Annotated in this window: 17 protein-coding genes and 1 pseudogene; 7 read left to right on the top strand and 11 right to left on the bottom strand. The window is 73.1% G+C overall.

What is annotated here, in order from left to right:
* A complete protein-coding gene (locus ACWDXC_RS09515; protein WP_449979999.1) occupies positions 1-1,569 on the bottom strand; it encodes a carboxyl transferase domain-containing protein in 1,569 nt (522 codons plus the stop codon).
* Positions 1,570-1,633: 64 nt separating this feature from the next.
* Between ACWDXC_RS09515 and ACWDXC_RS09520 the strand changes: the two genes are divergently transcribed.
* On the top strand, positions 1,634-2,230 hold the full coding sequence (locus ACWDXC_RS09520) for an SACE_7040 family transcriptional regulator (RefSeq protein ID WP_219511721.1): 597 nt from the start codon (positions 1,634-1,636) through the stop codon (positions 2,228-2,230).
* A 76-nt stretch (positions 2,231-2,306) separates the two neighbouring features.
* Here the strand turns inward: ACWDXC_RS09520 and ACWDXC_RS09525 are convergent, their stop codons facing one another.
* Positions 2,307-3,650, bottom strand: coding sequence for a hypothetical protein (locus ACWDXC_RS09525; RefSeq protein ID WP_449980002.1), 1,344 nt, complete (start codon positions 3,648-3,650; stop codon positions 2,307-2,309).
* A gap of 198 nt (positions 3,651-3,848) precedes the next feature.
* Between ACWDXC_RS09525 and ACWDXC_RS09530 the strand changes: the two genes are divergently transcribed.
* Both ACWDXC_RS09530 and ACWDXC_RS09535 read left to right on the top strand, forming a co-directional pair.
* The gene (locus tag ACWDXC_RS09530; RefSeq protein WP_364168844.1) at positions 3,849-6,068 is read left to right on the top strand and encodes a thiamine pyrophosphate-dependent enzyme; all 2,220 of its coding nucleotides are present in this window, start codon (positions 3,849-3,851) and stop codon (positions 6,066-6,068) included.
* 53 nt (positions 6,069-6,121) lie between these two features.
* Positions 6,122-7,318 carry an MFS transporter gene (locus tag ACWDXC_RS09535; RefSeq protein WP_449980006.1) on the top strand — a complete coding sequence of 399 codons (1,197 nt, stop codon included), beginning with the start codon at positions 6,122-6,124 and terminating at the stop codon, positions 7,316-7,318.
* 42 nt (positions 7,319-7,360) lie between these two features.
* Here the strand turns inward: ACWDXC_RS09535 and ACWDXC_RS09540 are convergent, their stop codons facing one another.
* Entirely contained in the window at positions 7,361-8,197 is an 837-nt protein-coding gene (locus tag ACWDXC_RS09540; RefSeq protein WP_449980008.1) for a fumarylacetoacetate hydrolase family protein, read from the bottom strand.
* 86 nt (positions 8,198-8,283) lie between these two features.
* Here ACWDXC_RS09540 and ACWDXC_RS09545 point away from each other — a divergent pair, with 86 nt between their 5' ends.
* Positions 8,284-9,036, top strand: a complete 753-nt coding sequence (locus tag ACWDXC_RS09545; protein ID WP_449980011.1) for an IclR family transcriptional regulator — start codon at positions 8,284-8,286, stop codon at positions 9,034-9,036.
* Between the two features lie 24 nt (positions 9,037-9,060).
* Here ACWDXC_RS09545 and ACWDXC_RS09550 read toward each other — a convergent pair whose 3' ends face one another.
* The 3 genes and pseudogenes from ACWDXC_RS09550 to ACWDXC_RS09560 form a co-directional block, all read right to left on the bottom strand.
* A complete protein-coding gene (locus ACWDXC_RS09550; protein ID WP_449980013.1) occupies positions 9,061-10,176 on the bottom strand; it encodes a magnesium and cobalt transport protein CorA in 1,116 nt (371 codons plus the stop codon).
* Between the two features lie 8 nt (positions 10,177-10,184).
* Positions 10,185-10,655, bottom strand: a complete 471-nt coding sequence (locus ACWDXC_RS09555; protein WP_308126079.1) for a nuclear transport factor 2 family protein — start codon at positions 10,653-10,655, stop codon at positions 10,185-10,187.
* Positions 10,656-10,662: 7 nt separating this feature from the next.
* Positions 10,663-11,190, bottom strand: a pseudogene (locus tag ACWDXC_RS09560) (amidohydrolase family protein); the annotation flags it as partial.
* Between the two features lie 275 nt (positions 11,191-11,465).
* On the opposite strand from ACWDXC_RS09560, the gene ACWDXC_RS09565 reads away from it, so the two are divergent.
* Together ACWDXC_RS09565 and ACWDXC_RS09570 are read left to right on the top strand one after the other, a co-directional pair.
* A complete protein-coding gene (locus ACWDXC_RS09565; RefSeq protein ID WP_364168853.1) occupies positions 11,466-12,164 on the top strand; it encodes a M50 family metallopeptidase in 699 nt (232 codons plus the stop codon).
* Positions 12,165-12,210: 46 nt separating this feature from the next.
* Positions 12,211-13,788: a serine/threonine-protein kinase gene (locus ACWDXC_RS09570; RefSeq protein ID WP_449980015.1), complete on the top strand. Its 1,578-nt coding sequence runs from the start codon at positions 12,211-12,213 to the stop codon at positions 13,786-13,788.
* On the opposite strand, the gene ACWDXC_RS09575 is transcribed toward ACWDXC_RS09570, so the two are convergent.
* From ACWDXC_RS09575 to ACWDXC_RS09595, 5 genes are read right to left on the bottom strand one after another with little or no spacing between them, the layout of a single operon-like run.
* Entirely contained in the window at positions 13,785-14,753 is a 969-nt protein-coding gene (locus ACWDXC_RS09575; protein WP_449980017.1) for a winged helix DNA-binding domain-containing protein, read from the bottom strand. The two genes, ACWDXC_RS09570 and ACWDXC_RS09575, sit on opposite strands and share 4 nt — an antisense overlap.
* Positions 14,754-14,758: 5 nt before the next feature.
* Positions 14,759-16,825: a DUF3488 and transglutaminase-like domain-containing protein gene (locus tag ACWDXC_RS09580; RefSeq protein ID WP_449980020.1), complete on the bottom strand. Its 2,067-nt coding sequence runs from the start codon at positions 16,823-16,825 to the stop codon at positions 14,759-14,761.
* Positions 16,822-17,901: a DUF58 domain-containing protein gene (locus tag ACWDXC_RS09585; protein WP_449980022.1), complete on the bottom strand. Its 1,080-nt coding sequence runs from the start codon at positions 17,899-17,901 to the stop codon at positions 16,822-16,824. The genes ACWDXC_RS09580 and ACWDXC_RS09585 overlap by 4 nt, the downstream gene beginning before the upstream one ends.
* Positions 17,901-18,893, bottom strand: a complete 993-nt coding sequence (locus tag ACWDXC_RS09590) for an AAA family ATPase (RefSeq protein ID WP_449980025.1) — start codon at positions 18,891-18,893, stop codon at positions 17,901-17,903. Before ACWDXC_RS09590 ends, ACWDXC_RS09585 begins: the two co-directional genes overlap by 1 nt.
* A gap of 13 nt (positions 18,894-18,906) precedes the next feature.
* Complete coding sequence (locus ACWDXC_RS09595) at positions 18,907-21,048, bottom strand: hypothetical protein (RefSeq protein WP_449980027.1); 2,142 nt, start codon at positions 21,046-21,048, stop codon at positions 18,907-18,909.
* Between the two features lie 130 nt (positions 21,049-21,178).
* Between ACWDXC_RS09595 and ACWDXC_RS09600 the strand changes: the two genes are divergently transcribed.
* The gene (locus tag ACWDXC_RS09600; RefSeq protein ID WP_449980030.1) at positions 21,179-22,378 is read left to right on the top strand and encodes a hypothetical protein; all 1,200 of its coding nucleotides are present in this window, start codon (positions 21,179-21,181) and stop codon (positions 22,376-22,378) included.
* The last annotated feature ends 305 nt before the right edge of the window (positions 22,379-22,683 follow it).

A 22,683-nucleotide genomic window follows, 5' to 3' on the forward strand; every position in this document is an offset into this window, starting at 1 on the left:
TCACATCCGGTAGACGCCGTAGCCGATGGGGTCGAGCGGCGCGTTGGCCGCCGCGGAGAGCGCCAGCCCGAGCACGGTGCGGGTGTCGACCGGGTCGATCACCCCGTCGTCCCACAGCCTGGCGGTGGAGTAGTAGGGGTTGCCCTGGTGCTCGTACTGGGCCCGGATCGTGTCGGCGTCGGCGTCGCCCACGGTGGTGAGCACGTTCGCGGCCTGCTCGCCGCCCATGACGGAGATGCGCGCGTTGGGCCACATCCACAGGAACCGGGGCGAGTAGGCGCGCCCGGCCATCGCGTAGTTGCCCGCCCCGAACGACCCGCCGATCACCACGGTGAACTTCGGCACCCGCGCGCACGACACGGCCGTGACCATCTTGGCGCCGTGCTTGGCGATGCCGCCCGCCTCGTACGCCTTGCCGACCATGAAGCCGCTGATGTTCTGCAGGAACACCAGCGGGATGCGCCGCTGGTCGCACAGCTCGATGAAGTGCGCGCCCTTCATCGCCGACTCGCTGAACAGGATGCCGTTGTTGGCGATGATCCCGACCGGGTGCCCGTGCAGATGGGCGAACCCGGTGACGAGCGTGGTGCCGTACTCGGCCTTGAACTCCAGGAAGCGCGACCCGTCGACCAGCCGCGCGATGACCTCGCGCACGTCGTACGGCTGCCGCGTGTCGGCGGGGATCAGCCCGTACAGGTCGCGCGGGTCGTGGCGCGGCGGCTCGGGGGCGACGGTGTCCCAGGGCCGCTCGGCGCGCGGGCCGAGCGTGGCGACGATGTCGCGGACGATGGCCAGCGCGTGCGCGTCGTCCTCGGCGAGGTGGTCGGTGACGCCGCTGACGCGCGCGTGCAGGTCGCCGCCGCCCAGTTCCTCGGCGCTGACCTCCTCGCCGGTGGCGGCCTTCACCAGCGGCGGGCCGCCGAGGAAGATCGTGCCCTGGCCGCGCACGATCACCGCCTCGTCGCTCATCGCCGGCACGTACGCGCCGCCGGCGGTGCAGGAGCCGAGCACGGCGGCGATCTGCGGGATGCCGCGCGCCGACATCGTGGCCTGGTTGTAGAAGATGCGGCCGAAGTGCTCGCGGTCGGGGAACACCTCGTCCTGCTTGGGCAGGAAGGCGCCGCCGGAGTCGACGAGGTAGAGGCACGGCAGCCGGTTGTGCAGCGCCACCTCCTGGGCCCGCAGGTGCTTCTTGACGGTCAGTGGGTAGTAGGTGCCGCCCTTGACCGTGGCGTCGTTGGCCACGATCACGCACTCGCGGCCGGAGACGCGGCCGACGCCGGTGATGATCCCGGCGGCGGGCGCCTGGTCGTCGTAGAGGCCGTTGGCCGCCAGCGGCGACAGCTCCAGGAAGCGCGATCCGGGGTCGAGCAGGCCGTCGACGCGGTCGCGCGGCAGCAGCTTGCCGCGCGAGACGTGACGCTGCCGCGATCGCTCGGGGCCGCCCAGCGCGGCGGCGGCGAGGCGCTCGCGCAGCTCGGCCGCGAGCCGCTCGTTGCGCTCGGCGTTGCTCTTGTACGCCTCGGCCCCCGGGGCGGCGGCCGACTTGAGCACCGGCCAGTCGCTCATGTGTCCCCTCTCGTCATGGCCGCGATGTTAGTCACCATTAACGTAATCGTCTAGCATGTGAGACGTGACGACTGCTCCGACCCCTACCCGCAATCGGGGAAACAGGCGCGCGGAAATCCTCCGGGCCGCCGCAGAGCTGTTCGCGGCACGCGGGTTCCACGGCGTGCCGATCGAGGACATCGGCGCCGCGGTGGGCGTCTCGGGCCCGGCGCTCTACCGGCACTTCGCGGGCAAGGAGGCGCTGCTGGCGGAGATGCTGCTCGACGTCAGCTCCCGGCTGCGCGAGTCGGCGGCGGCCGTTGTCACCTCCTCGACCGGCCCGGCCGAGACGCTCGACGCGCTGCTGCACGTGCAGATCACCTTCGCCATCGAGCAGCCGGCGCTGATCACGGTGCACGACAGGGAGCTGGGCAACGTGCCCGAGCGGGAGCGGCGGCAGATCAGGCGGCTGCAGCGGCTGTACGTGGAGGAGTGGGTGACGGTGCTGGCCGAGCTGCACCCGGCCTGCCCGGCCGCCCGGCTGCGCGCCGCCACGCACGCGGTGTTCGGCCTGCTCAACTCCACGCCGCACAGCGCCGGGGAGCTGCCGGGCGAGGCCATGCGCCCGCTGCTGCACGCCATGGCCGGGGCGGCACTGGAGGCCGCTGTTAACGCTCGTTAACACTCTGGACAAAGGACGAGGCCCGGGACCACAGCGGTCCCGGGCCTCGCGCGTGCCGGTCAGGCGGGCCGGACGGTCAGCGCTTCACGCGGACGTAGTCCGAACCGCTGGTGTCACCGTAGGTGTCGTCGTCGCCCTGGTAGACGAACTTCCAGCGGCCCGACTTCCAGGCCTTGACCTTGGTGTAGATCTTGCCGCTGCTGTTGGACCAGGTGGACTTGACGTAGGAGTACTTCGCGGACCCGGAGGGCTTGAAGTACAGCCGCACCTTGCCCTTGTAGCCGTCCCAGTCGCCCTCGTCGTCGACCTGCAGCTTGGCCCGGAACCTCAGGTGCTTGCCGCGCTTGACCGGCTCCGGGTAGGCGTTGAAGGAGATGACGCGGGTGTCGGCCTTGACCGCCGGCGGCGGGGTGGGCTCGACGACGCGGACCCAGTCGGTGCCGCTGACCGAGCCGTCGACGCCGCGGGCGCCGTCGAACTCGGCGCGCCACCAGCCGGAGTCGTACGCGGTGGCCCGTGCCCAGAAGCGGCCGTCCCTGTCGGTCACGTCGCTGGTGACGCGCCGCCAGTGGCTGGAGCCGTGCTCCTTGAACATGATGGACACGCGCTCGCCCGGCAGGTCGCGCCAGCCCTCCACCTGGAGGGTGCCGGTGAAGCTGAGCCGGTCACCGCGGGTGACGGGCTCGTGGTAGGCGTTGAAGCCGGTGATGCGGCTGTCCCGGTCGCGCCACCGCACGGAGACGCGGTCGGTGTCGCTGACGGAGGACCTGGCCTCGGCGTTGCCGCCGAACTCCGCCCGCCACCAGCCGGTCGCCCCGGCCCGGACGTGGGCGGAGAACCAGCCGCTGCGGCGGGTGGTGGCGGTGGTGACGTGCCGGTAGGCGTCGGTGCCGCGGGCGCGGAAGGTGATGGTGACCTTCTGCCCGCCGTACGCCTTGCCCTCGGCCTCGAGCTTGCCCGAGACCCTGAGCCGGTCACCCTTCTCGACCAGGTCGGGGTCGGCGTCGAACTCCACCACCTTGGTGTCGAGCGCCTTCTTCACCTGGAAGGTGCCCTTGGCGGAGGCGTCGCCGGCGATGGCGAGGAAGTTCCAGACGCCGGCGTTGGCGGCGGTGAACTCCTTGGTGGCCGTCCACCTGGTCTCCTGGCCGTGGGGCGACGGCTTGACCTCGACGGGCGTGAAGACGCCCGCGTCACCGGGGGCCTTGAGCTGGAACTCGGCCTTTCCTGCGCCCTTGGTGGTGAACGTGAACGTCGCCTTGACGGGCTTGTCGAAGATCACCACCGGGGACGGGCTGACGTCGACCCGGGAGATGGTCTCCGCCGTGGTTTCGGCCACCGCCGACGCCGTCGGGGTCAGGGCCAGAGCCCCGGCGCCGACCGCGAGCGCGACGGCGGCCACGCGGGTGCGTTGTAACATTCGGGTTCCTTTCTGGATACCCCAGGGGTTTCAACGCGGCATTGAGGGTGCCACGTGCTTCTACCAGTAGACGAGGATCGGACGCCCCAAGTTCAGAATTCTGACAAGCTGTTATAGAAAGGGGTCAATCGGACCGGTCCAGCACCTGTCCACGCCGACTGGCAGACGGACGCCACGCGGACAGACATAATCGGCTTTGTGGCGCGCGACACTGTTGAGACTCATTTCATCCAGGCGGTTACGGCTCTTGAGGGCGGCGCGGCGCGAGATCCCGCCGACCCCGTCCGCGACGGCACCACGCTCACCGGCGCGGAGTGCCGCAGGCTCTACAAGCGGCAGGTCGACAGCCGACTGCTCGACATCGCGGCCCGCTGGCTGCGCGAGCAGGACGAGGGCTTCTACACGATCGGCTCGGCCGGTCACGAGGGCAACGCGGCCGTCGCCGCGGCCCTGCGGCCCGGCGACCCCGCCCTGCTCCACTACCGCTCCGGCGCCTTCTACCTGACCCGGTCGGAGCAGGCCGGGCGGCTGCCCGAGCAGGGCATCCGCGACGTGCTGCTGGGCCTGACCGCCTCGGCCGACGAGCCGATCGCGGGCGGGCGGCACAAGGTGTTCGGCCACCCCGACCTGGCGGTCATCCCCCAGACGTCCACCATCGCCAGCCACCTGCCCCGGGCCGTCGGCGTGGCGTTCGCCATCGAGCGGGCCCGCGCGCTCGGCGCCCCCTCGGCGTGGCCGGACGACGCGATCACCGTGTGCAGCTTCGGCGACGCCTCGGCCAACCACGCCTCGGCGCTGACGGCGTTCAACACCGCCGCCTACGCCACCTTCCAGGGGCAGCCGCTGCCGATCCTGTTCGTGTGCGAGGACAACGGCATCGGCATCAGCGTCCGCACCCCCAAGGGCTGGGTGGAGGCCGCCGCCCGGCGCCCCGGCATCACGTACTTCGCCGCCGACGGCTGCGACCTCGCGCAGGCGTACGACGTGGCGCGGCAGGCGGCCGAGCACGTGCGCACCCACCGCTCCCCCGCGTTCCTGCACCTGTCCACCGTGCGGCTGATGGGGCACGCGGGCTCCGACGTCGAGCTGGCCTACCGCACGCAGCGGGACATCCGCGCCGACCTGGAACGCGACCCGCTGGTGGCCACGGCCAGGCTGCTCGTCGAGGCCGGCCAGGCCACCCCCGAGGAGCTGCTGTCGCGCTACGAGCTGTCGCGCGAGCACGTGCTGCGGATCGCGCTGGAGACCACCCGCACCCCGCGGCTCGGCTCCGCCCGCGACATCATGGCGCCGATCGCCCCCCGCCAGGCCGACCTGATCGCGAAGATCAGCCCGGTGGCGGCGGAGGCGTCGATCCGGGAGAAGGCGTTCGCCGGGACGCTGCCGGAGTCCGAGGGCGGCGTGACGCTCTGCCAGGCGATCAACCGCACGCTCGCCGACGCGCTGGCCGTCTACCCGGAGATGATGGTCTTCGGCGAGGACGTGGCCAAGAAGGGCGGCGTCTACGGCGTCACCCGGGGGCTGCAGAAGCGCTTCGGCCACACCCGGGTGTTCGACACGCACCTGGACGAGCAGGCCGTGCTCGGGCTGGCGCTCGGCGCCGGGGTGTCGAAGCTGCTGCCGGTGCCGGAGATCCAGTACCTGGCCTACCTGCACAACGCCATCGACCAGATCCGGGGCGAGGCGGCCACGCTGTCGTTCTTCTCCCAGGGCGCCTTCCCGAACCCGCTCGTGGTGCGGGTGGCCGGCTACGCCTACCAGAAGGGGTTCGGCGGCCACTTCCACAACGACAACGCCGTGGGCGCGCTGCGCGACATCCCGGGGCTCGTCATCGCCTCCCCGTCACGGCCCGACGACGCCGCCTCGATGCTGCGCACCTGCCTGGCGGCGGCCCGTACCCAGGGATCGGTCTGCGTCTTCCTGGAGCCGATCGCGCTCTACCACACCAAGGACCTGTTCGACGAGGGCGACGGCGGCTGGCTCGCCCCGTACGCGCCGCCGTCGCGCTGGGCGGAGACGCACGTGCCGATCGGCCGGGCCCGCTCCTACGGCGAGGGGCGCGACCTGACGATCGTCACGTTCGGCAACGGGCTGCGGATGAGCCTGCGGGCGGCGGTGCGGCTCACCCAGGAGGGGTTCAGCTGCCGGGTGCTCGACCTGCGCTGGCTGGCCCCGCTGCCGGTGGAGGACCTGCTGCGGGCGGCGGAGCTGACGGGCAAGGTGCTCATCGCCGACGAGACCCGGCACACCGGCGGCGTGTCGGAGGGCATCGTGGCCGAGCTGCTCGACGCCGGCTTCGAGGGCAAGATCGCCCGCGTGACCTCGTCCGACAGCTTCATCCCGCTCGGCGACGCGGCCCGGCACGTCCTGCTGTCGGAGGAGGAGATCGAACAGGCGGCCCGCAAACTCCTCAGCTGATCATTGCGCCGGCCGCTCTCCTGTGACCTGCGGGTATAGCAGAATGACTCAGCGTGATCGCCCGCTCGCTGTCGCGCGCCCCCGGGTATCGGTGGGTGGTGCTCCTGCTGTGCTGGGCGTCGTTCACCATGACGTCGCTCGACCGGTCCGCGTGGGGGCCGGCGGCGGTGGCGGTGGGCGAGGGGCTGGGGGTGTCGCTGGCCGGGCTGGGCGTCTTCGCGACCGCCTACTACGCCGGTTACGTGATCTCCAACGTGGCGGGCGGGGCGCTGACCGACCGGGTGGGGGCGCGGGCCGTGCTGTCGGGGTCGCTGCTCGTGGCCGGCGGGGGCATGCTGGCGTTCGGGTCGAGCCCGTCGGCGGGCGCGGGGATCGCGCTCCAGGGGCTGATCGGGCTGTTCGCCGGGGCCGACTACTCGGCGGGGCTGAAGCTCGTCGCGACCTGGTTCCCCGGCCGCGAGCGCGGGACGGCCGTGGGCGTGTACCTGACGGCGACCTCGCTCGGCACGGTGATCGCCAACGCGGTGGTGCCGCGCCTGATCGGGGCGTACGACTGGCAGTTCTCCTACCGGCTGTTCGGGATCGTCTCGATGGCGGTGGCGGTGGCGTGCGCGCTGTTCCTGCGCGACGGGGCGGCGGGACAAGCGGGGCGGGCGGTGCGGCCGGACCCTCGGCCGCTGCTGGCCGACCGTGACCTGCTGCTGCTCGGGCTGGCCGGGTTCGGCGCGCTGTGGGGCACGTACGGGTTCGTCACCTGGTCCAACACGCTCATGATCAAGGGCAGCGGGGTCGACCCGGTCACGGCGGGCACCGTGGTCGTGATGTTCGCGGTCGTGGCCGTGGTGTGCAAGCCGCTCGTCGGGCTGGCCACCGACCTCATGGGCAAGGGGCGCAGGCGGCCGGCCATCGGCGTGCTGCTGTACTTCGTGGTCGCGCTGCTGGTGTTCGGGCAGTTGCGCACGCCGGTGGAGTTCCTGGTGGCGGCGCCTTTCCTGGGGCTGGGCGCCTACCTCTACAGCCCGCTCCTGGTGGCGATGGTCCCCGACCTGGCGGGCGTCCGGCTGGCGGGCACGGCGGCCGGGGCCGCGAACGCGCTGTGGCAGCTCGGCAGCGTCACCGTGCCGGTGGTGATCGGCGCGGTGTTCCAGGCCACCGGCTCGTTCGGCGCGGCGTTCGCGGCCCTGGCGGCGGGACCGCTGGCGGGCGCGGTCCTGCTCTGCTTCGTCCGCGACCGCGACCCGGTTCCCTAGCGTCACCCCACCGGCGGCCGCGCGGGCCGCCGGCTCGCCGGGTCAGCCGAGGCGGCGCGCGGTGTTGACCTGCTCGCCGAGGCCGGCGATGCGGGTCACGAGCTTGCTGCCGTCGCCCAGGTAGCGCGGCGGCCTGCGGGCGTGGCCCACGCCGCCGGGCGTGCCGGTCGCGATCACGTCGCCCGGCCGCAGCGTGACGATCCCCGAGATGTACGCGATCAGCTCGGCAGGCGGGAACACCAGGTCGGCGGTGTCGGCCTGCTGCACCACCTCCCCGTCGACCTCGCACTGCATGGCCAGCCCGCCCTCCGCCAGCTCGCCCTCCAGCTCGTCCGGCGTGACCAGGTAGGGGCCGAAGGGCGTGGTGGCCTCGAACGTCTTGCCCTGCAGCCACTGCGCCGTGCGGTTCTGGTAGTCGCGCACGCTCACGTCGTTGAACACCGCGTAGCCGGCGATCGCGGCCCCGGCCTGCTCGGGCGTGGCGTGGCGGACGTCCGCGCCGATGACGACGGCGAGCTCGGCCTCCCAGTCGACCGCGTCGGAGACGGCCGGCAGCTCGATGTCGTCGTACGGGCCGATCAGCGCGTCGGCGAACTTGGCGAACAGCGTCGGATACGCGGGCAGCTCGCGGCCCATCTCCAGGATGTGCGCGCGGTAGTTCAGCCCGACACAGATGATCTTGCCGGGGTGCGGCACGACGGGCGCCAGGTCGGCGGTGGTCAGCGGGTGACGGGCGCCGTCGGCGGCCGACGCCCGCTCGCGCCAGTCGTGGTGCGCGAGCAGCGCGCCGACGTCGGGCGAGCCGACCTCGACGGCGAGATCGCCGTCGATCCGCACGGCTGCGGTACGACGCGGCAGGCGCAGGGTGGCGAGCTTCACGCAGGTTCCCTCCCGATCGTGGGGCAGTCCCTCGAACGGGCCCAACGCTAGGGCCCGGATTCCGGGTCCCGCACTAGCATTCTGGTATGAAGAACAGGCCCGCCTACCCGCTGGGCTCTGTCGACAACGTGCTGCTGATCCTGCACATGCTGCGCGACCAGGGGCGGCTCAAGGTCAGCGACGTGGCCAGGGAGCTGGGCATCGCCCGCTCCACCGCGCACCGCCTGCTGGCCATGCTGGTCTATCGCGACTTCGCCGTCCAGGACGAGCATCACACCTATCTGCCGGGGCCCTTCCTCACCTCCCGGCAGGCGCACCGCGGCGACTCGGCGCTGCGCCAGCTGCGCGCCCTGGTGCGGCCCGCGATGGAGGCGCTGTGCGCGCGGACGCAGGAGACGGTGAACCTCATGGTCAGGATCGGCACGGAGGCGCGTTTCCTCGACAGCGTGGAGTCGTCGCAGATCCTGCACGTGGGCGACAGGAGGGGGACGATCCTGCCCGCCCGGGGCGCGTCCGGCGGCAAGGCCCTGCTGGCCACGCTGCCCCGCGACGACGTCCTCGGCCTCTACCCGGACCTGCCGGGGCCCGAGCGCGCCGCCCTGCTGCGGGAGCTCGACGAGATCAGGGCGCGCGGCTACGCGCTCAACGTCGAGGGCACCGAGCAGGGCGTGTCGGCGATCGGCGCGGTCCTGCGCAACGGCAACGGGACGGCGGTGGCGGCGCTGTCGATCTCGGTGCCGACCACGCGGTTCGCCGCCGACCGGGTGCCGGCGTTCGCGGCCGAGCTGGCGGGCACGGTGGCCGAGGCCCAGCGCGCGCTCACGGCCTTCCCCGACTGATCAGCCGCGACGCCGCCGCGGTGCTCACAGCCAGTCGCGCTTCTTGAAGATCACGTAGAGGGTCACGCAGCTCGCGACCATGAGCGCCATCGCGAACGGGTAGCCGAACGCCCAGTGCGTCTCCGGCATGACGTCGAAGTTCATCCCGTAGACGCCGCCCACCACCGTCGGGGCGAACAGGATGGCCGCCCAGGCGGAGATCTTCTTGACCTCCTCGCCCTGCTGGATGCTGACCTGGGTCATCCTGGCCATCTCCTCGTTCTGCGCCTGGCTCACCAGGGTGGAGTTGACCAGCAGGATGTTCTGGAGCTGCTGCTTGAACGAGCCGAGGCGCTCGTTGACGGTGATGGCGTGGTCGCTCACGTCGCCCAGGTAGCTGCGCAGTTCGTCGTCGAGGCCGTACTTGTCGGCCCCGGCGATGAGGCCGTCGATGATCCGCGACAGCGGCGCGGTGGCCCGCTGGAACTCGATGACCTCGCCGGACAGCTCGTAGACGCGGCGTGAGACGGCCGGGTCGCCGCCGAAGACCTGCGCCTCGATCTCTTCGATGTCGGTCTGCAGCCCGGCCACCACGGGGGCGTAGCCGTCGACGACCGCGTCGAGGATGGCGTACAGCACGGCCTGGGGGCCCTGCCGGAGCAGGTCGGGGTCGGACTCCATGCGCTTGCGCACGGCCTGGAGGTCGGGCGCCTCGGCGTGCCGTACGGTGATCACCACGTTGGAGCCGACGAAGACGTGCAGCTCGCCGAACGCGACCTCCTCGACGTCGTCGAGGTAGCGGGCGGCGCGCAGCACCACGAACAGGGTGTCGCCGTAGCGGTCGGCCTTGGGCCGCTGGGAGCCGACGATGGCGTCCTCCAGCGCCAGCTCGTGCAGCTCGAACTCCTCGGCGAGCTTGACCAGCTCCCACTCCTTGGGGCGGTACAGGCCGATCCAGGCCATGTCGCCGGGGTTCGCCTTGAGGTGGGCGAACGCGTCGGCGAGCGAGGCCGGGCAGGCGACGATCCGCCCGTCGCGGTAGATCGTGTTGTTGATGACCGTGGGCTGGTAGGGCGGCTCCTCCCCGGCTCGCGGGTCCATGGAGTGCTCGGGCGCCTCCTCGCGGCCCCCGCCGCGTCTGAACCCCTTCACCTTCGCCATGCCACCTCCTAGGTCTGCAGGTTGTCGAGCTCCTGCTGGGCCCGGTCCCTGATGGTCTTGCGCCACATCGGGGTCCAGCCGAACAGCAGGCCGTGCGGCCGCCCCAGCGCCATCCTGGACCAGCGCTTGAAGTCGAACTCGTCATGATGCCGGACGATCAGGTCGTCCTCGAACCGGAACAGCGCGTCGATCTCGTTGACCACCAGCCGCCCGGTGCGGTGGAAGGTGTAGCGGGCGGTCCAGTGGGCGCTGCCGGAGAACTCGTCGGCCCGCACGTCACGGTAGGTGGACGCCAAGCCGTCGCGCACGCCGAGCTGCAGGCGCCACATCGCCATCACGCGCTCGCGGCCCTCCACCTCCTGGAAGATCGGGTCACCGAAGCTCACGTCCGGGTGGTAGCACCGCCGCATGGCCGCGTAGTCGGCGCGGCCCAGAGCCTCGTAGAAAGCGCTGATCAGCGCCACGTGCGGATCGTTCACCCTGATATCAGATCATGGCCAGGCCGTTGCTCCAGCACACGGCTCTCAGCCAGTCGTCGCCCAGGTCGAGCCGGTCGAGGGCCTGGAGCTGGTGGGCGTACGGATGGGGGATGGTCGGGAAATCACTGCCGAGGACAATCTTCCCAGCGATTCCGAAATCACGCAGGGCCGGGAGAAGTCTTCGAGGAAACGGCATGCCCGACTCCGCGAAGTCCGTCAGCGCCATCGTGGTGTCCAGCGCCACCCGCTCGTAGCGCCCGGCCAGCTCGAAGAACGCCTCGTAGTCCGGCATGCCGAGGTGCGCGATCACCACCCGCAGCCGGGGATGGCGGCGCAGCACGTCGCCGATCGGCCCCGCGCCGAGGTGGCCGCCGGGCACCGGGACGGCGCTGGCGTGCACGACCACCGGCGCTCCGGCCTCGGCCAGCAGCCCCCAGATCGCCTCCAGCTCGGGGGCGCGCGGGTCGAAGCCGCCGACCTGGAGGTGCACCTTGAAGATCCGCGCCCCCTCCTCCAGCGCGCGCCGCACGTACGCCTCGGCCTCCGGCTCGGGATAGAAGGTCGCGGACGGGACGCAGCCGGGCCACCCGCTCGGCCACCGGCCAGGCGTACGTGATCCGCCAGCCGTCCCCCATCAGCGGGCCGCCGTGGGTGAAGTGGTGCCACACCCGGCGCTCCATCCGCTCGGGCAGGAAGTGCACGTGCAGGTCCACCAGGCCGGGCAGGCCGAGCGCCCGCCACCACCCCGGAACCGCAGAATCATGTTCTGTGAGCACAGTCGTGACCATACATGGATAGGGTTTTTCCTCGATGGACAAGCTCTGGGCTCAGCTGATCCAGGTCCAGGACGCCCCCGATCCGTGGATCGTGGCCGTCTCCGGGCTGGCGGCACTCGCGATCGTCACCTTCACCGCGCCCTGGCGCCTGTCCCGGGGGCTGATCACCATCGCCCACGAGGGCGGGCACGCCGTGATGGCGCTGCTCACCCGGCGCAAGCTGGAGGGCATCCGGCTCCACTCCGACACCTCCGGCGTGACGCTGACCAGGGGGCGGCCCACCGGGCCCGGCATGGTGCTCACCGCGCTGGCCGGCTACCTCGCGCCGTCGCTGCTCGGGCTGACCGCCGCCTGGCTGACCGAGCAGGGCCGCATCACGTTGCTCGTCTGGGGGATGCTCGCGTTCCTGGTGTGCATGCTGCTGCTCGTCCGCAACCTGTACGGGGCGCTCATCCTGCTGGTGACGGGCGGGGCGGTGTTCGCGCTGGTCATGTACGCGCCGGCCGGGGTGCAGCAGGGCGTGGCGCTGGGGGTGTCGTGGTTCCTGCTGTTCGGCGGGGTGCGGCCGATCGTGGAGCTGCAGCGCAAGCGGCGCAGGCGGCAGGCGCGCGACTCCGACGCCGACCAGCTCGCGCGGCTGACGTTCCTGCCCGGCGGGTTCTACGTGTTCTTCTTCCTCCTGGTGGCGGGGGCGTCGGTGGTGGCCGGCGGCTACTTGATGAATCCACTCTGACGTCCCGAAATTTCACACTAAACTCTCCCGTGACAGGGGGGAAGTTGTGCTGCCAGTCGAGGACGCGCCCGGTTACCGGGTACTCGATCAGGCCGGCCAGGGCGGGTTCGCCGTCGTCTACCGCGCCTACCAGGAGCGCCTCGACCGGGTCGTGGCGCTGAAGGTGCTGTCGGTCGACCGCGTCGACCAGCGCACGATGCGCCGCTTCCAGCGCGAGCTCCAGCTCACCGGCCGCCTCACCGGCCATCCCAACGTGGTGACGGTCTTCGACACCGGCGTGACCCGCTCCGGCAAGCCGTACATCGCCATGGACTTCTTCGAGAACGGCTCGCTGCGCGACAAGCTCCGCAACGAGGGCCCGTTCCCGGTGGCCGAGGTGCTGCGCACCGGCGTCAAGCTCGCCGGCGCGCTCGCCGCCGTGCACGAGGCGGGCGTCCTGCACGGCGACATCAAACCGCAGAACATCCTCATCTCCCGCTACGGGGAGCCGGCCGTGGCCGACTTCGGCGTGGCCCGGGTCGTCGACTCGGCGGAGATCTCCGCGACCTCGCAGGCGTTCACGCCGCTGCACGCCGCGCCCGAGGTGCTGACCGGGCAGCCGCACTCGGTGTCCACCGACGTCTACTCGCTCGGCTCGACCCTCTACCACCTGCTGGCCGGGCAGCCCGCCTTCCACAGCCCGACCGACCCGTCGATCGCGCCGCTGATGTACCGGGTGCTGAGCGCGGAGCCGCCGCCGATCGACCGGCCCGACGTGCCGCCCGTGGTGACGCGGACGGTGCTGCGCGCGATGGCCAAGCAGCCGGAGCTGCGTTACGGGTCGGCGCGCGAGTTCGGGCAGCGGCTGCGGCAGGTGCAGGCGGAGCTCGGGCTGCCGGTGACGGACCTCCTCGGCGAGCCCGCCGCCCCCCAGCCCGCCGCCCCTCAGCCTGCGGTCCCTCAGGTCGCCGCCCCTCAGGCCGTCGTCCCGCAGCCCACCGTCCCGCAGCCCGCGTCGTACGGTCCGCCGCCCGGTGCGGGTCCGGGGGCGCCGGGCGCAACCGGGAGCGGGGCCGGGGGCGCGACGGCGTGGCAGCACTCGGCGGCCCCGCGCGTCACCCGTCCCGCCGGGTACGAGCCCCCTCCCCCGCAGCGGACCTCGCGGCTGGGCGTCAAGGTGGCGGTGACCGCGAGCGTCACGGCGGTGGCCGTGGCGGGCACGGTCCTGGCCGTGTGGCTCTCCCTGCAACGCGCCGACCCTCCGGCCACGCTGCCCAAGGCCGGGTCCGGCACGTCAGAGCCCAAGTCACAGTCGCAGGCTCCCACGATCGACCGGCGCAGTGTCGCCGCGCTGGCCCCCCGCCAGGTGAAGGTCACCTCCGACCGGGGCGCGCTGGTCGAGCTGTCGTGGGCGCTGACCGCCAAGGCCCGCCGCTACCCGGTGGTGGTGCAGCGTTCGCCGGTGGAGAAGGGCGGCCAGCCGCTCACCCCGGTGGAGGCGGGCGCCACCTCGGCCCGCATCGGCGGCCTCGACCCGGACCGGGGCTACTGCTTCGTGGTCGGCGTCCCGCTGGACATCGCGGAGAGCAGCACGGTCGCCTGGTCCAAGCCCGCCTGCATCAGGGGCGCCCGCCCGGCGAGCTAACCCGCCGCGCTCAGGAAGCGGCGGACGTCGGCGATCTCCGCATCGAGGGAGCCCGGGTCGAGCGAGCGCGAGTCGACGAGGCCGGCGAACGGGGTGACCGTGACGGCTGCGGCCTTGCGCGTCCAGGTGCCCGCGATCCGGCCGCCGGCGATGACGACGGGGCGCAGGAGGCCGCCGCCGGGGAAGACCGCGCGGGCGTGCTCGGGCGCGAGGATCGGGTCGCGGCTCTTCCAGCCCAGCAGATACTCGTCGAAGGCGGGCGCGAGGCGTACCACCGGCTCTTGCGGGGCGGGGGCGGCGGGCGCGGGGGCGCGCCAGGCGGCGCGGGCGGCGCCGAGGGGCAGGCCCGACCAGGCGGCCAGGTCTTCGGGCCCGGCCGGGTGGTGGGCGCGGCGGTAGCGCAGGCCCAGTTCGGCGAGGGCGCGGTCGCGGTCCGGCTCGGGGGTGACGGGCGCGCCGAGCCAGTCGGCGGCGTGCACGTACGTGGGCTTGCCGCCGCGCGGCGGGCCGAGGACGGCGAGGCCGTGGTGGGCGGCGAGCGCGACCAGGTGGACGATGCCCTGGCCGCTCGCCCGGCCCGCCAGGCGTTCGGCGAGGTCGGCCTTGGTGAGCGGGCCCTGACCGGCGAGCGCGCGGTCGATCAGCGGGAGGAGGTCGTCGCCGGTGACGCCTTCCTGGGCCAGGCGGCGCCGCGCGGCGGTGTCGTTGCGGGTGAGCGCGTGGACCCAGGGCAGGTCGTCGCGGTGGACGAAGTGGAGGGTGCCGCGCGGCCCCCACGTCCTGACGATCTCCCGGGAGTGCCAGGCGGCCTCGACGTCCGCGCGGGTGAGGGTCGCCGAGCGGGCGCGGAAGGCCAGCAGGGCGGAGACGATGTCCTGGGCCTGCACGGCGAGCAGGCGCCGGACGACGTCGCCTGCCCCGAGTCCCGGCGGGCGGTGCAGGAGCTGGGCTTCCACGCTGCGCATGCCGGTCATCGTAGGAGGAGCCGGTCACGGAGGCGGGCGGTGAGGGGGGTGCTGGCGCGTACGGCCAGGCGTACGGCGTCGCTGCGCCGCCAGGCCTCGTCGGCGGCGGCGGACCCGACGTCCTCGGGGGCGTAGCGGGCGAAGTTGGTGATGTCGGCCAGCGGCCGGAGGTCGGGGCTGACGGCGCCGGAGCGGGCCACGACCTCCTCGGCGGTCAGCGTACGCGCGTCGCGCAGCCCCAGGTCGTCGCAGGTCTGCCGCCACGCGCCGAGCACCCGCTGGCCCGGCGCGGGGGCGTTGCGGCGGGCGCGCCTGCGCCACCACGGCCGCGCCGCCGCCACCCCGAGGTACGCCACCAGCAGCGCGGCGAGGACCGCCGGGGCGATCAGCCAGAGCGGGAGGCCGCCTTCGGACGCGTCGCCGGTTCCCGTACGGGTCGGGCGTGACTGCTTGGGCTTGCTGGTGCCGCCCTGGGTGAACTCGCCCGCGAGCTTCTCGCTCTCCTGGATGGCGGACGACACCACGTCGTGGTCGTCCTTGGAGCCGCTCCGGCCGGGTGTGGGGTAGAAGGGCCGCCAGCCGAGCTTGTCGAACTTGATCTCCGCCCACGCCATCACATGTCCCGATTTAACATGATAAACGCCGTCAGGACCGGCCTCGCCGGGACGGAAGCCCACCACCACCCGCGACGGCAGCCCGAGCGTCCTGGCCATGAGCGCGAACGCCGACGCGAACTGCTCCGACGTCCCCCGGTGCGTCGTCTCCAGGAAGAACTCCAGCCCCTTGAGCGAGTGCCCCGGCGGCGCGGTGACGTCGTACCCGGCGTTGGCCCGCAGGTAGCTCTGCAGCCGGTACGCCTGCTTGATCGGCGCGTCCGCGCCCTTGGTCGCCTCCTGCGCCAGCTCCGCGAACAGCTTGCGCTGCGGCCCCGCGGGAAAGGCGGTCAGCGACGCGTCGGCGACGGGCGCGGCGTCGAGCAGGTCCTGCCTGGACGGCTTGGCCACCCGCGAGGTCACCTGGTAGGCGAACCCCTTGCCCGGCTTCACCTCGGCGATCAGCGCGCCGCTGCCGGGGTCGACGGCCAGCCCGCGCACCCCGGTGACCTCGACCGGCCGCTCGGCCGCGGGCAGCCAGGTGCCCGGCAGCCCGCTGAACGTGACGCTCTGCCGTACGGTCTCCGCCGGGCCGTCCCACTCGCCCTCGGGCACCCGGCCGCCGGTCGGCTGGAAGCGGGCGGCGGACGTCCACCGGACGCCGTCGTAGCGGTCGAGCACGGCCAGCCGCCAGTTGAGCGGTTTGTCGGCCTTGACGGTGAACAGGTCGCGGTCGGGCATCTGTAGCCACGCCGACACGCGGTCGAGCGGGCTGACGCTGTCGACGCGGCGGGGCGGCGGCAGCTCGGCGTTCTCGCGCGGGTTGTACGGCTCGGCGGCGATGGGCAGCAGCGGCCCGGCGACCAGGGCGAGCGCGGCCAGCGCGGCCCCGGCGGGCACGCCCGCGAGCAGCCAGAACGCCGGGCGTCCCGCCCTGACCAGCGCGAGGGCGACGACGAGGACGAGGAGGGCACCGGCCACCGGCAGGTTGGAGCCTTCGCCGTCCACGCCCAGCAGCAGCGCGACCCCGTACACGACGAGGGCCGGAAGGGCGGCGGCCAGGCGGGTGCGGGTGCGGTTGAGCACCTCGGCGCCGATGACGGCGGCGGCCCAGACGAGCGTGTGCGCCAGCACGAGCAGGCGCGGCTCCGGCGGGGCGGGCAGCAGCGTGGTGAGCAGCCCCTGCCAGGCGTTGGCCACGTCCGCGAACACCCCGGGGGCCGGGCCGCCGTAGAGCGGGATCGTCCCGGCGAACCACAGCACCACGTCGAGCAGCAGCGCCAGCCAGAGCGGCCGGGCCCGGGTGAGCGCCGCGACCAGCGCGGGAGCGACGGCGGCGGGCACGATCGCGAGGATCAGCCCGGCGCCGGCGAACACCCGGTGGAACCCCCACCCGGCGGTCCCGGCGAGGGCGGCGACGAGCGCGAGACCGGCGAGCCGGTGCCAGGTCGTCGGGGTCATCGCGGTCGCCGGGGTCATCTGGCCCCCCACAGCAGCGGCAGCGCGTCGAGCTCGGCCAGCGGGATCACGGTGACGCCGGGCGCGCTGACGGCTCCCGCGCCCACGTACACGCAGATGACGCGGTCGAAGCGGCGGCGGACGCCGGCGACGCGGCCCGCCTCGGCGGGGTCGGCGGTGACGAGGACGAGCGAGCCGCCGCCGCGCGCCAGCCGCATCGCCTCCGTGACGCCCGTCGTGCCGGGGCCGACCAGGGCGAGCCGGTCGAGCAGCAGCTCGCCGTCGGACTTGGTCTCGGCCACCGGCCCGTCGCCGGTGACGACCCGGACGGGGAACCCCGCCCCGGCCGCCGCGACGGCCGCCGAGGCCGCGGCGTCGACGGCGAGCTCGGTGAGGTCGCGGGTGTCGAGGACGACCGTGGTCGTGGGCAGGCTGGCGTCGATGAGCTGGCGGACCATGAGCGTGCCGGTGCGGGCGCTGGAGCGCCAGTGGACGTGCCGCAGGTCGTCGCCGACGACGTACTCGCGCAGCGTGTGGAAGGTGACGGTGCCGCTGGGCGCGTTGTCGCTGGCCGGGCCCTCCAGGTGGTGCGCCCTGCCGGACGGCGGCACCGTGAGGGCGGCCGTGCGCGGGCGGACCAGGAGCCTCGCGGCCTCGCCGTACTCCCTGACGCGGCACGTGAGCCCCAGCGGGTCGGCCCGCACGAGCGTCAGCGGGCCGATCGGGATGTCGCCGCGCACCTGCGTGGGCAGCGGGTACGAGACGGTCCTGGCGCCGCCCCTGGGCAGCCGGGGCAGGTCCACGGCGTGCTCGGACGCGCCGATCCGGTCGTGGGCGCGCAGCCCGCTCAGGCCCCGCCCGCCGAGGTTGCGCACGTGCAGGACGGCGACGGCGGCCTCGCCGCGCGGGGCCTTCAGCGGCGTCACCTCGCGCCGCACCTCCAGCCTGGGCCTGGGCGCGGTCCAGGCGAGCGCGGCGGCCAGCGCGAGCAGGCCGCCGGTGGCGAGCACGACGGGCTCCGGGTAGCCGAGCGCGAACCCGGCCGCGTACAGCGCGGCCGAGCCGGCGAGCGTCCCCCAGCCGAGCGGCGTCAGCACTAGGCCGCCTGGGGCACGGGCATCCCGGCGAGCAGCTCGCCGAGCACCCCGGCGGCCGTGACCTCGCGCAGCTCGGCCTCGGGCGTGCGGATCAGCCGGTGGGCCAGCACGGGCACGGCCAGCGCCTTGACGTCCTCGGGCACCACGTAGTGGCGTCCGGCGGCGGCGGCCTTGACCCGGGCGGCCCGCAGCAGGGCCAGGCTGCCGCGCGGGCTCGCGCCAAGCCGCAGGTGCGGGCTGGTGCGGGTGGCCGCGCAGAGCGCCACGATGTAGTCGTAGACCGGGTCGGCGACGTGGATGCGGGTCGCGAAGTCGATCATCCCGGCGACGTCGGAGGCGCGGGCGACGACCGGCAGCCGTTCGACCTGCGGGCCGGTGGGCATGCCCTTGAGCACCTGCACCTCCGACGCGTGGTCGGGGTAGCCGACGGAGATCTGCATGAGGAAGCGGTCGAGCTGGGCCTCGGGCAGCGGGTAGGTGCCGTCCATGTCGACCGGGTTCTGCGTGGCGACCACCAGGAACGGCCGGGGCACCGGGTGCGGCTCGGCGTCCACGGTGACGCGGCGCTCCTCCATGACCTCCAGCAGCGCCGCCTGCGTCTTCGGCGAGGCGCGGTTGATCTCGTCGGCGAGCACGATGTTGGCGAACACCGGCCCCTGGTGGAACTCGAACTTCTGGTGCGCCTGGTTGAAGATCGACACGCCGGTGATGTCGCTGGGCAGCAGGTCGGGCGTGAACTGCACGCGCCTCCACTCGGCGTCCACGCTGGCCGCGATCGACCGGGCCAGCGTCGTCTTGCCGGTGCCCGGCACGTCCTCGATGAGCAGGTGCCCCTCGGCGAACAGGCAGATCAGCGCCAGCTCGACGGCCTCGCGCTTGCCTCGGATGACGTGCTCGATGTTGGTCGCGAGCAGCTGGAAGCGCTGCGCGAACTGGCCGGCGAGCTGCGCGGGCTGCTCGTGGCTGTGCTGCTGGTGGCTGTAATGCGTCAACCGAGTCCCCTTCTCAGTCGGTGCACTCGTAGAGCGGGGCCGCCGGGAAGCCGCCGCGCGGCGTCTTCATCAGAGTGTCGCTGATGTAGCCGACGCCGCCGTTCCACTCGATCCTGTTCCAGATGTCGCTGGTCTCCCCGGACTGCTTCTCGCTGACCGACATGCCCTTGACCTGGCAGATCACTGTCAGGCTGAGGTACTTCCCCTTGTCGATCTGGCCGATCTGGCAGTTCCCCGTGGCACACGAATTGATCTTGGTGTTGGTCTCGTCGTTGTAGGCGTTCTGGTAGGCGTGCCTCGGGTAGGCCAGGTCCACCTCGGCGGTGACGGCTTCCTGGCTCTCCCCCGCCGCGTTCTTCGCCTTCAGCGTGAACGTGTGCTTCTGGTTGTTCTTCAGGCCCTCGACCCCGTACGAGGTGCCGCTGATGCCGTCCTTGTCCGCCGCGCCCGACAGCACGTACGTGACGTCCTGGCCGGCGTTCTCCGGGGCGCTCCAGGTCAGGTCGGCGCCCCGGTTCTTGGCCTTGGCCGCGAAGCCCGACGGCGGGCCGGGCGCCACGCACGGCTTGACCCCGGCGCTCGGGTCGGACGCGACCTCGCCGCCGGACCAGTGCGCGACGACGGTGAACGTGTACTCGCCCGCGCAGTCGCCCCCGGTGAACTCGAACCGGAACGGCCCGCCCGCGTCCACCTGCTGCGGCGTGACGCTGCCGTCGCCGCCGTCCACCTTCAGCGTGTAGCGCTCCACCTCGCCGCCCGCGGACGGGCTGAAGCTGATGTCCACCCGGCCCGGCCCGGTCCTGGCGGTCACGGCCCCCGGCTTGCCGGGCGGCGTCGCGGACGGCGTCGGCGTGGGCGTGGGGGTCGGCGTGGGCGTCGCGACCGGCTTCCTGGTCCTCGTACGGGTCGGCTCCGGGTCCGGCTCGGCCTCCACCTCCTCCGTCCGGGTGGGACGCGGATCCGGCTCGGACGTGGCGGGCCGCTCCTGCTCCTGCGTCTGCGTGGGCTCCGGCTTCGGCGTCTTGGGCCTGGGCGTGTTCGTCGGGCCCGGGACGTCGGAGTCGTCCTTGTCGATGTCGTGCTTGCGGCCTTCCGGGTCGATGACGATGGCCTTGTCGCCGTTCTCGTCGTTGGCCCAGAGCAGCCCGTCCTTGACGAACACGTCCACCTCGCCGGGGCCCTGCGCCACCTGGAGGGTGGTGGGCCGGCCGCCGTCTGCGCTGTCCCAGACGATCAGGGCGCCGCTGCTGCGGTCCGGCACGTACACCTTGGAGCCGAGCACCTGCGGCACGCCGAGCGCGGCCGGGTCGGACGCCTCGAACCGGGTGGTGAGCACCGAGTTGGACGCGGTGTCGATCACCACGAGCAGCCCCGAGTCGCCCGCCGTCAGCACCGGCACCAGCGGGCCCTCGGTGCCGGCCGGGGTGAGCACGCCGCCCTCGGCCGCCTGCGCGACCTCCTTCGGCAGCAGGATCTCGCCCACGCCGCCGTCGGCGCCGACGAGCGTGGCCGTGGCGGCGCGCGTGTTGACGATCAGCGGGACCGAGCCCGCGATGGTGACGGCCAGCTCCTCGCCGGGCTCGCCGACCTTCACCGGCGTACGGGCCACGCCACCGGACACCGGCACCACCTCGCCCTTCGCGGTGACGGGCACCCACAGCGTGCCGGCGCCGTCGATGCGGGCCGCGCCCAGCGGGCCGGGCAGCGCGAGCGGCGCGCCCACGGTGTTGAGAGTGAGCGGGTCGATCCGCTGGACCTCGCCCTTCGGGTTCACCGCGTAACCGGTGTCGCCCGACAGCGCGAGCTGCACGCCGGCCGCGCCGAAGTCGCGCGACTGCGTGACGGTGAGCTGGCTGGGCTCGATCCGGCTCACGTAGCCGGTGCGCTCGTCGACCAGCAGCACGTGCGAGCCGTCCTGGACCACTTTGAGCCGCTTGCCCGCCTTGTCGTCGAGATAGCCGTCGACCTCCCCCGAGAGGCCGTTGACGTGCACGATCTTGCCTCGCGCGGCGGTCCACAGCCAGGCTCCGACGTCGGCCAGCTTCGGGTTGGCGCTCGACACGCCCACACCGAAGAACGCCGCCGCCCCAGCCAGGATGACCGCCGCCGCCCCCGCGATCAGAGCCGTCGCCCGATCGCCTCGGAGTACGCGCATGCGATTACTCACTCCGTCGTACTGATTACTGTGCGTTTGCCCCCGTATGTATCAGGGGTCACCCTAGCGTGCCCCGGTAGCACGCGCATGCGGGCAAGGAATGTCGGCGCGAGGCCGTACCTTAGTGCGCGTGCCAGAGCAGCCCCTGACCCTCGACTCCGCGCTCACCGACGAGGCGGTGCTGTCGACCTACCGCCGCATGTTCGCGGCCCTGGCCCGCGACAGCGGGGCCGTGGTCGACGACCCCGCGCTCGTCGACATCGCCGAGACGCTGTTCGCCGCGTTCGCCGAAGCCGGCGAGGAATGGCTCACGCACGACCAGATGCGCTTCGCCTGCCGCGCCCACCCGGCCGACCAGTTCGACAACCGGCTGCGCGTCCTCAAGGGGCTCGGCGCCATCCGCGAGGTCTTCCCCAAGCCCAACCAGCTGCGCTACCGCGCGTCGTTCACCAGCGTCGTCGGGCTCATGTTCATCAGGCGGATGATGGACGACGGCGGCCAGTCGGAGATGCACCGGCTGCTCGCCCTCGAAGACCTCAACGTCGCCGACCCGCGCACCACCATGGAAGAAGCCCGGCAGAGCGCCGTCAACCTCGCCCGCGCCTTCCGCCTGTGGGCGCTGGAGCTGATCACGCTCACCACCGGCACCATCGAGGAGCTGCGCGAGCAGGCCCCCAAGCTGTGGGGCACCGAGGAGATCGCGCACCGCGCCCAGAGCCTCCACGGCACCATCCTCACCCGCTGGCCCGAGCTCGACCGCGTCTGCACCGACCTGCGCGCCGCCATCTACTCCTACAGCGACGCCTCCCGCCGCGCCGCCGGCCGGCTCGCCGACTCCGCCGGCACCACCCGCAACCTCACGCTCCTGCCCACCGAGACGTGGCGCACCTTCGCCCAGACGGCGTCCAGGGAGCGGCTCGCCGCCGTGCTCGACGGCTTCCTCTTCGACGCCCCCACGCCCTGGCACGACCCCGCCGCCATCGCCCGCGCCGTCGACGAGGCCCCGCGCCCCGCCCCCGCCCAGCCCACTCCCCCGCGCTCCACCCTGCCCGACCCCGGCCCCGAAGGCTCGCTCGACTCCTCACCCACGGCCGCCACCGAACGCCTGACCGCCCTGGCCGAGTCCCTGCTCGGCGGCGCCTCCCGGGTCGCGCTGGCCGACGTCATCGACTCCGACTGGCCCTCGGCCCGGCGCCTGCTGGCCGACCTGACGAGCATCGACCTGCGTCCCGAACTGCCCTACCGGCTGGCCTGGTCCGACGGCCTCACCATCGACCCGTCCCGCGAGCCCGCCTGGCTCTCCCACGGCCACCTGGAGCGCACCCCATGACCACCCCGCCCCGGCCCGCCACCGACCACCCACCGTCGGACCCGCCCTCCCCGGCCGCGTACCGCACGCCTTCCATGCCCACCGCCGCCGAGGCCCGCCCTTCCCCAGCGGACGCGCGCCGTACGCCGCCCTCGCCTTCCCCCGAAGAGGCCGGCCCTCCGTCCACCGGCCCGTCCCCGTCGGACTCCCGCCCTCCGTCCACCGGCCCGTCCCGGTCGGACGCGCACCGTACGACGCCCGGATCGTCCTTCCCGGACGGGGTCCGTACGCTGTCCGGGCCCTCCTCCAAGGACGACCGCCGCGCG

This window comes from Nonomuraea sp. NPDC003214 (genome assembly GCF_053590035.1).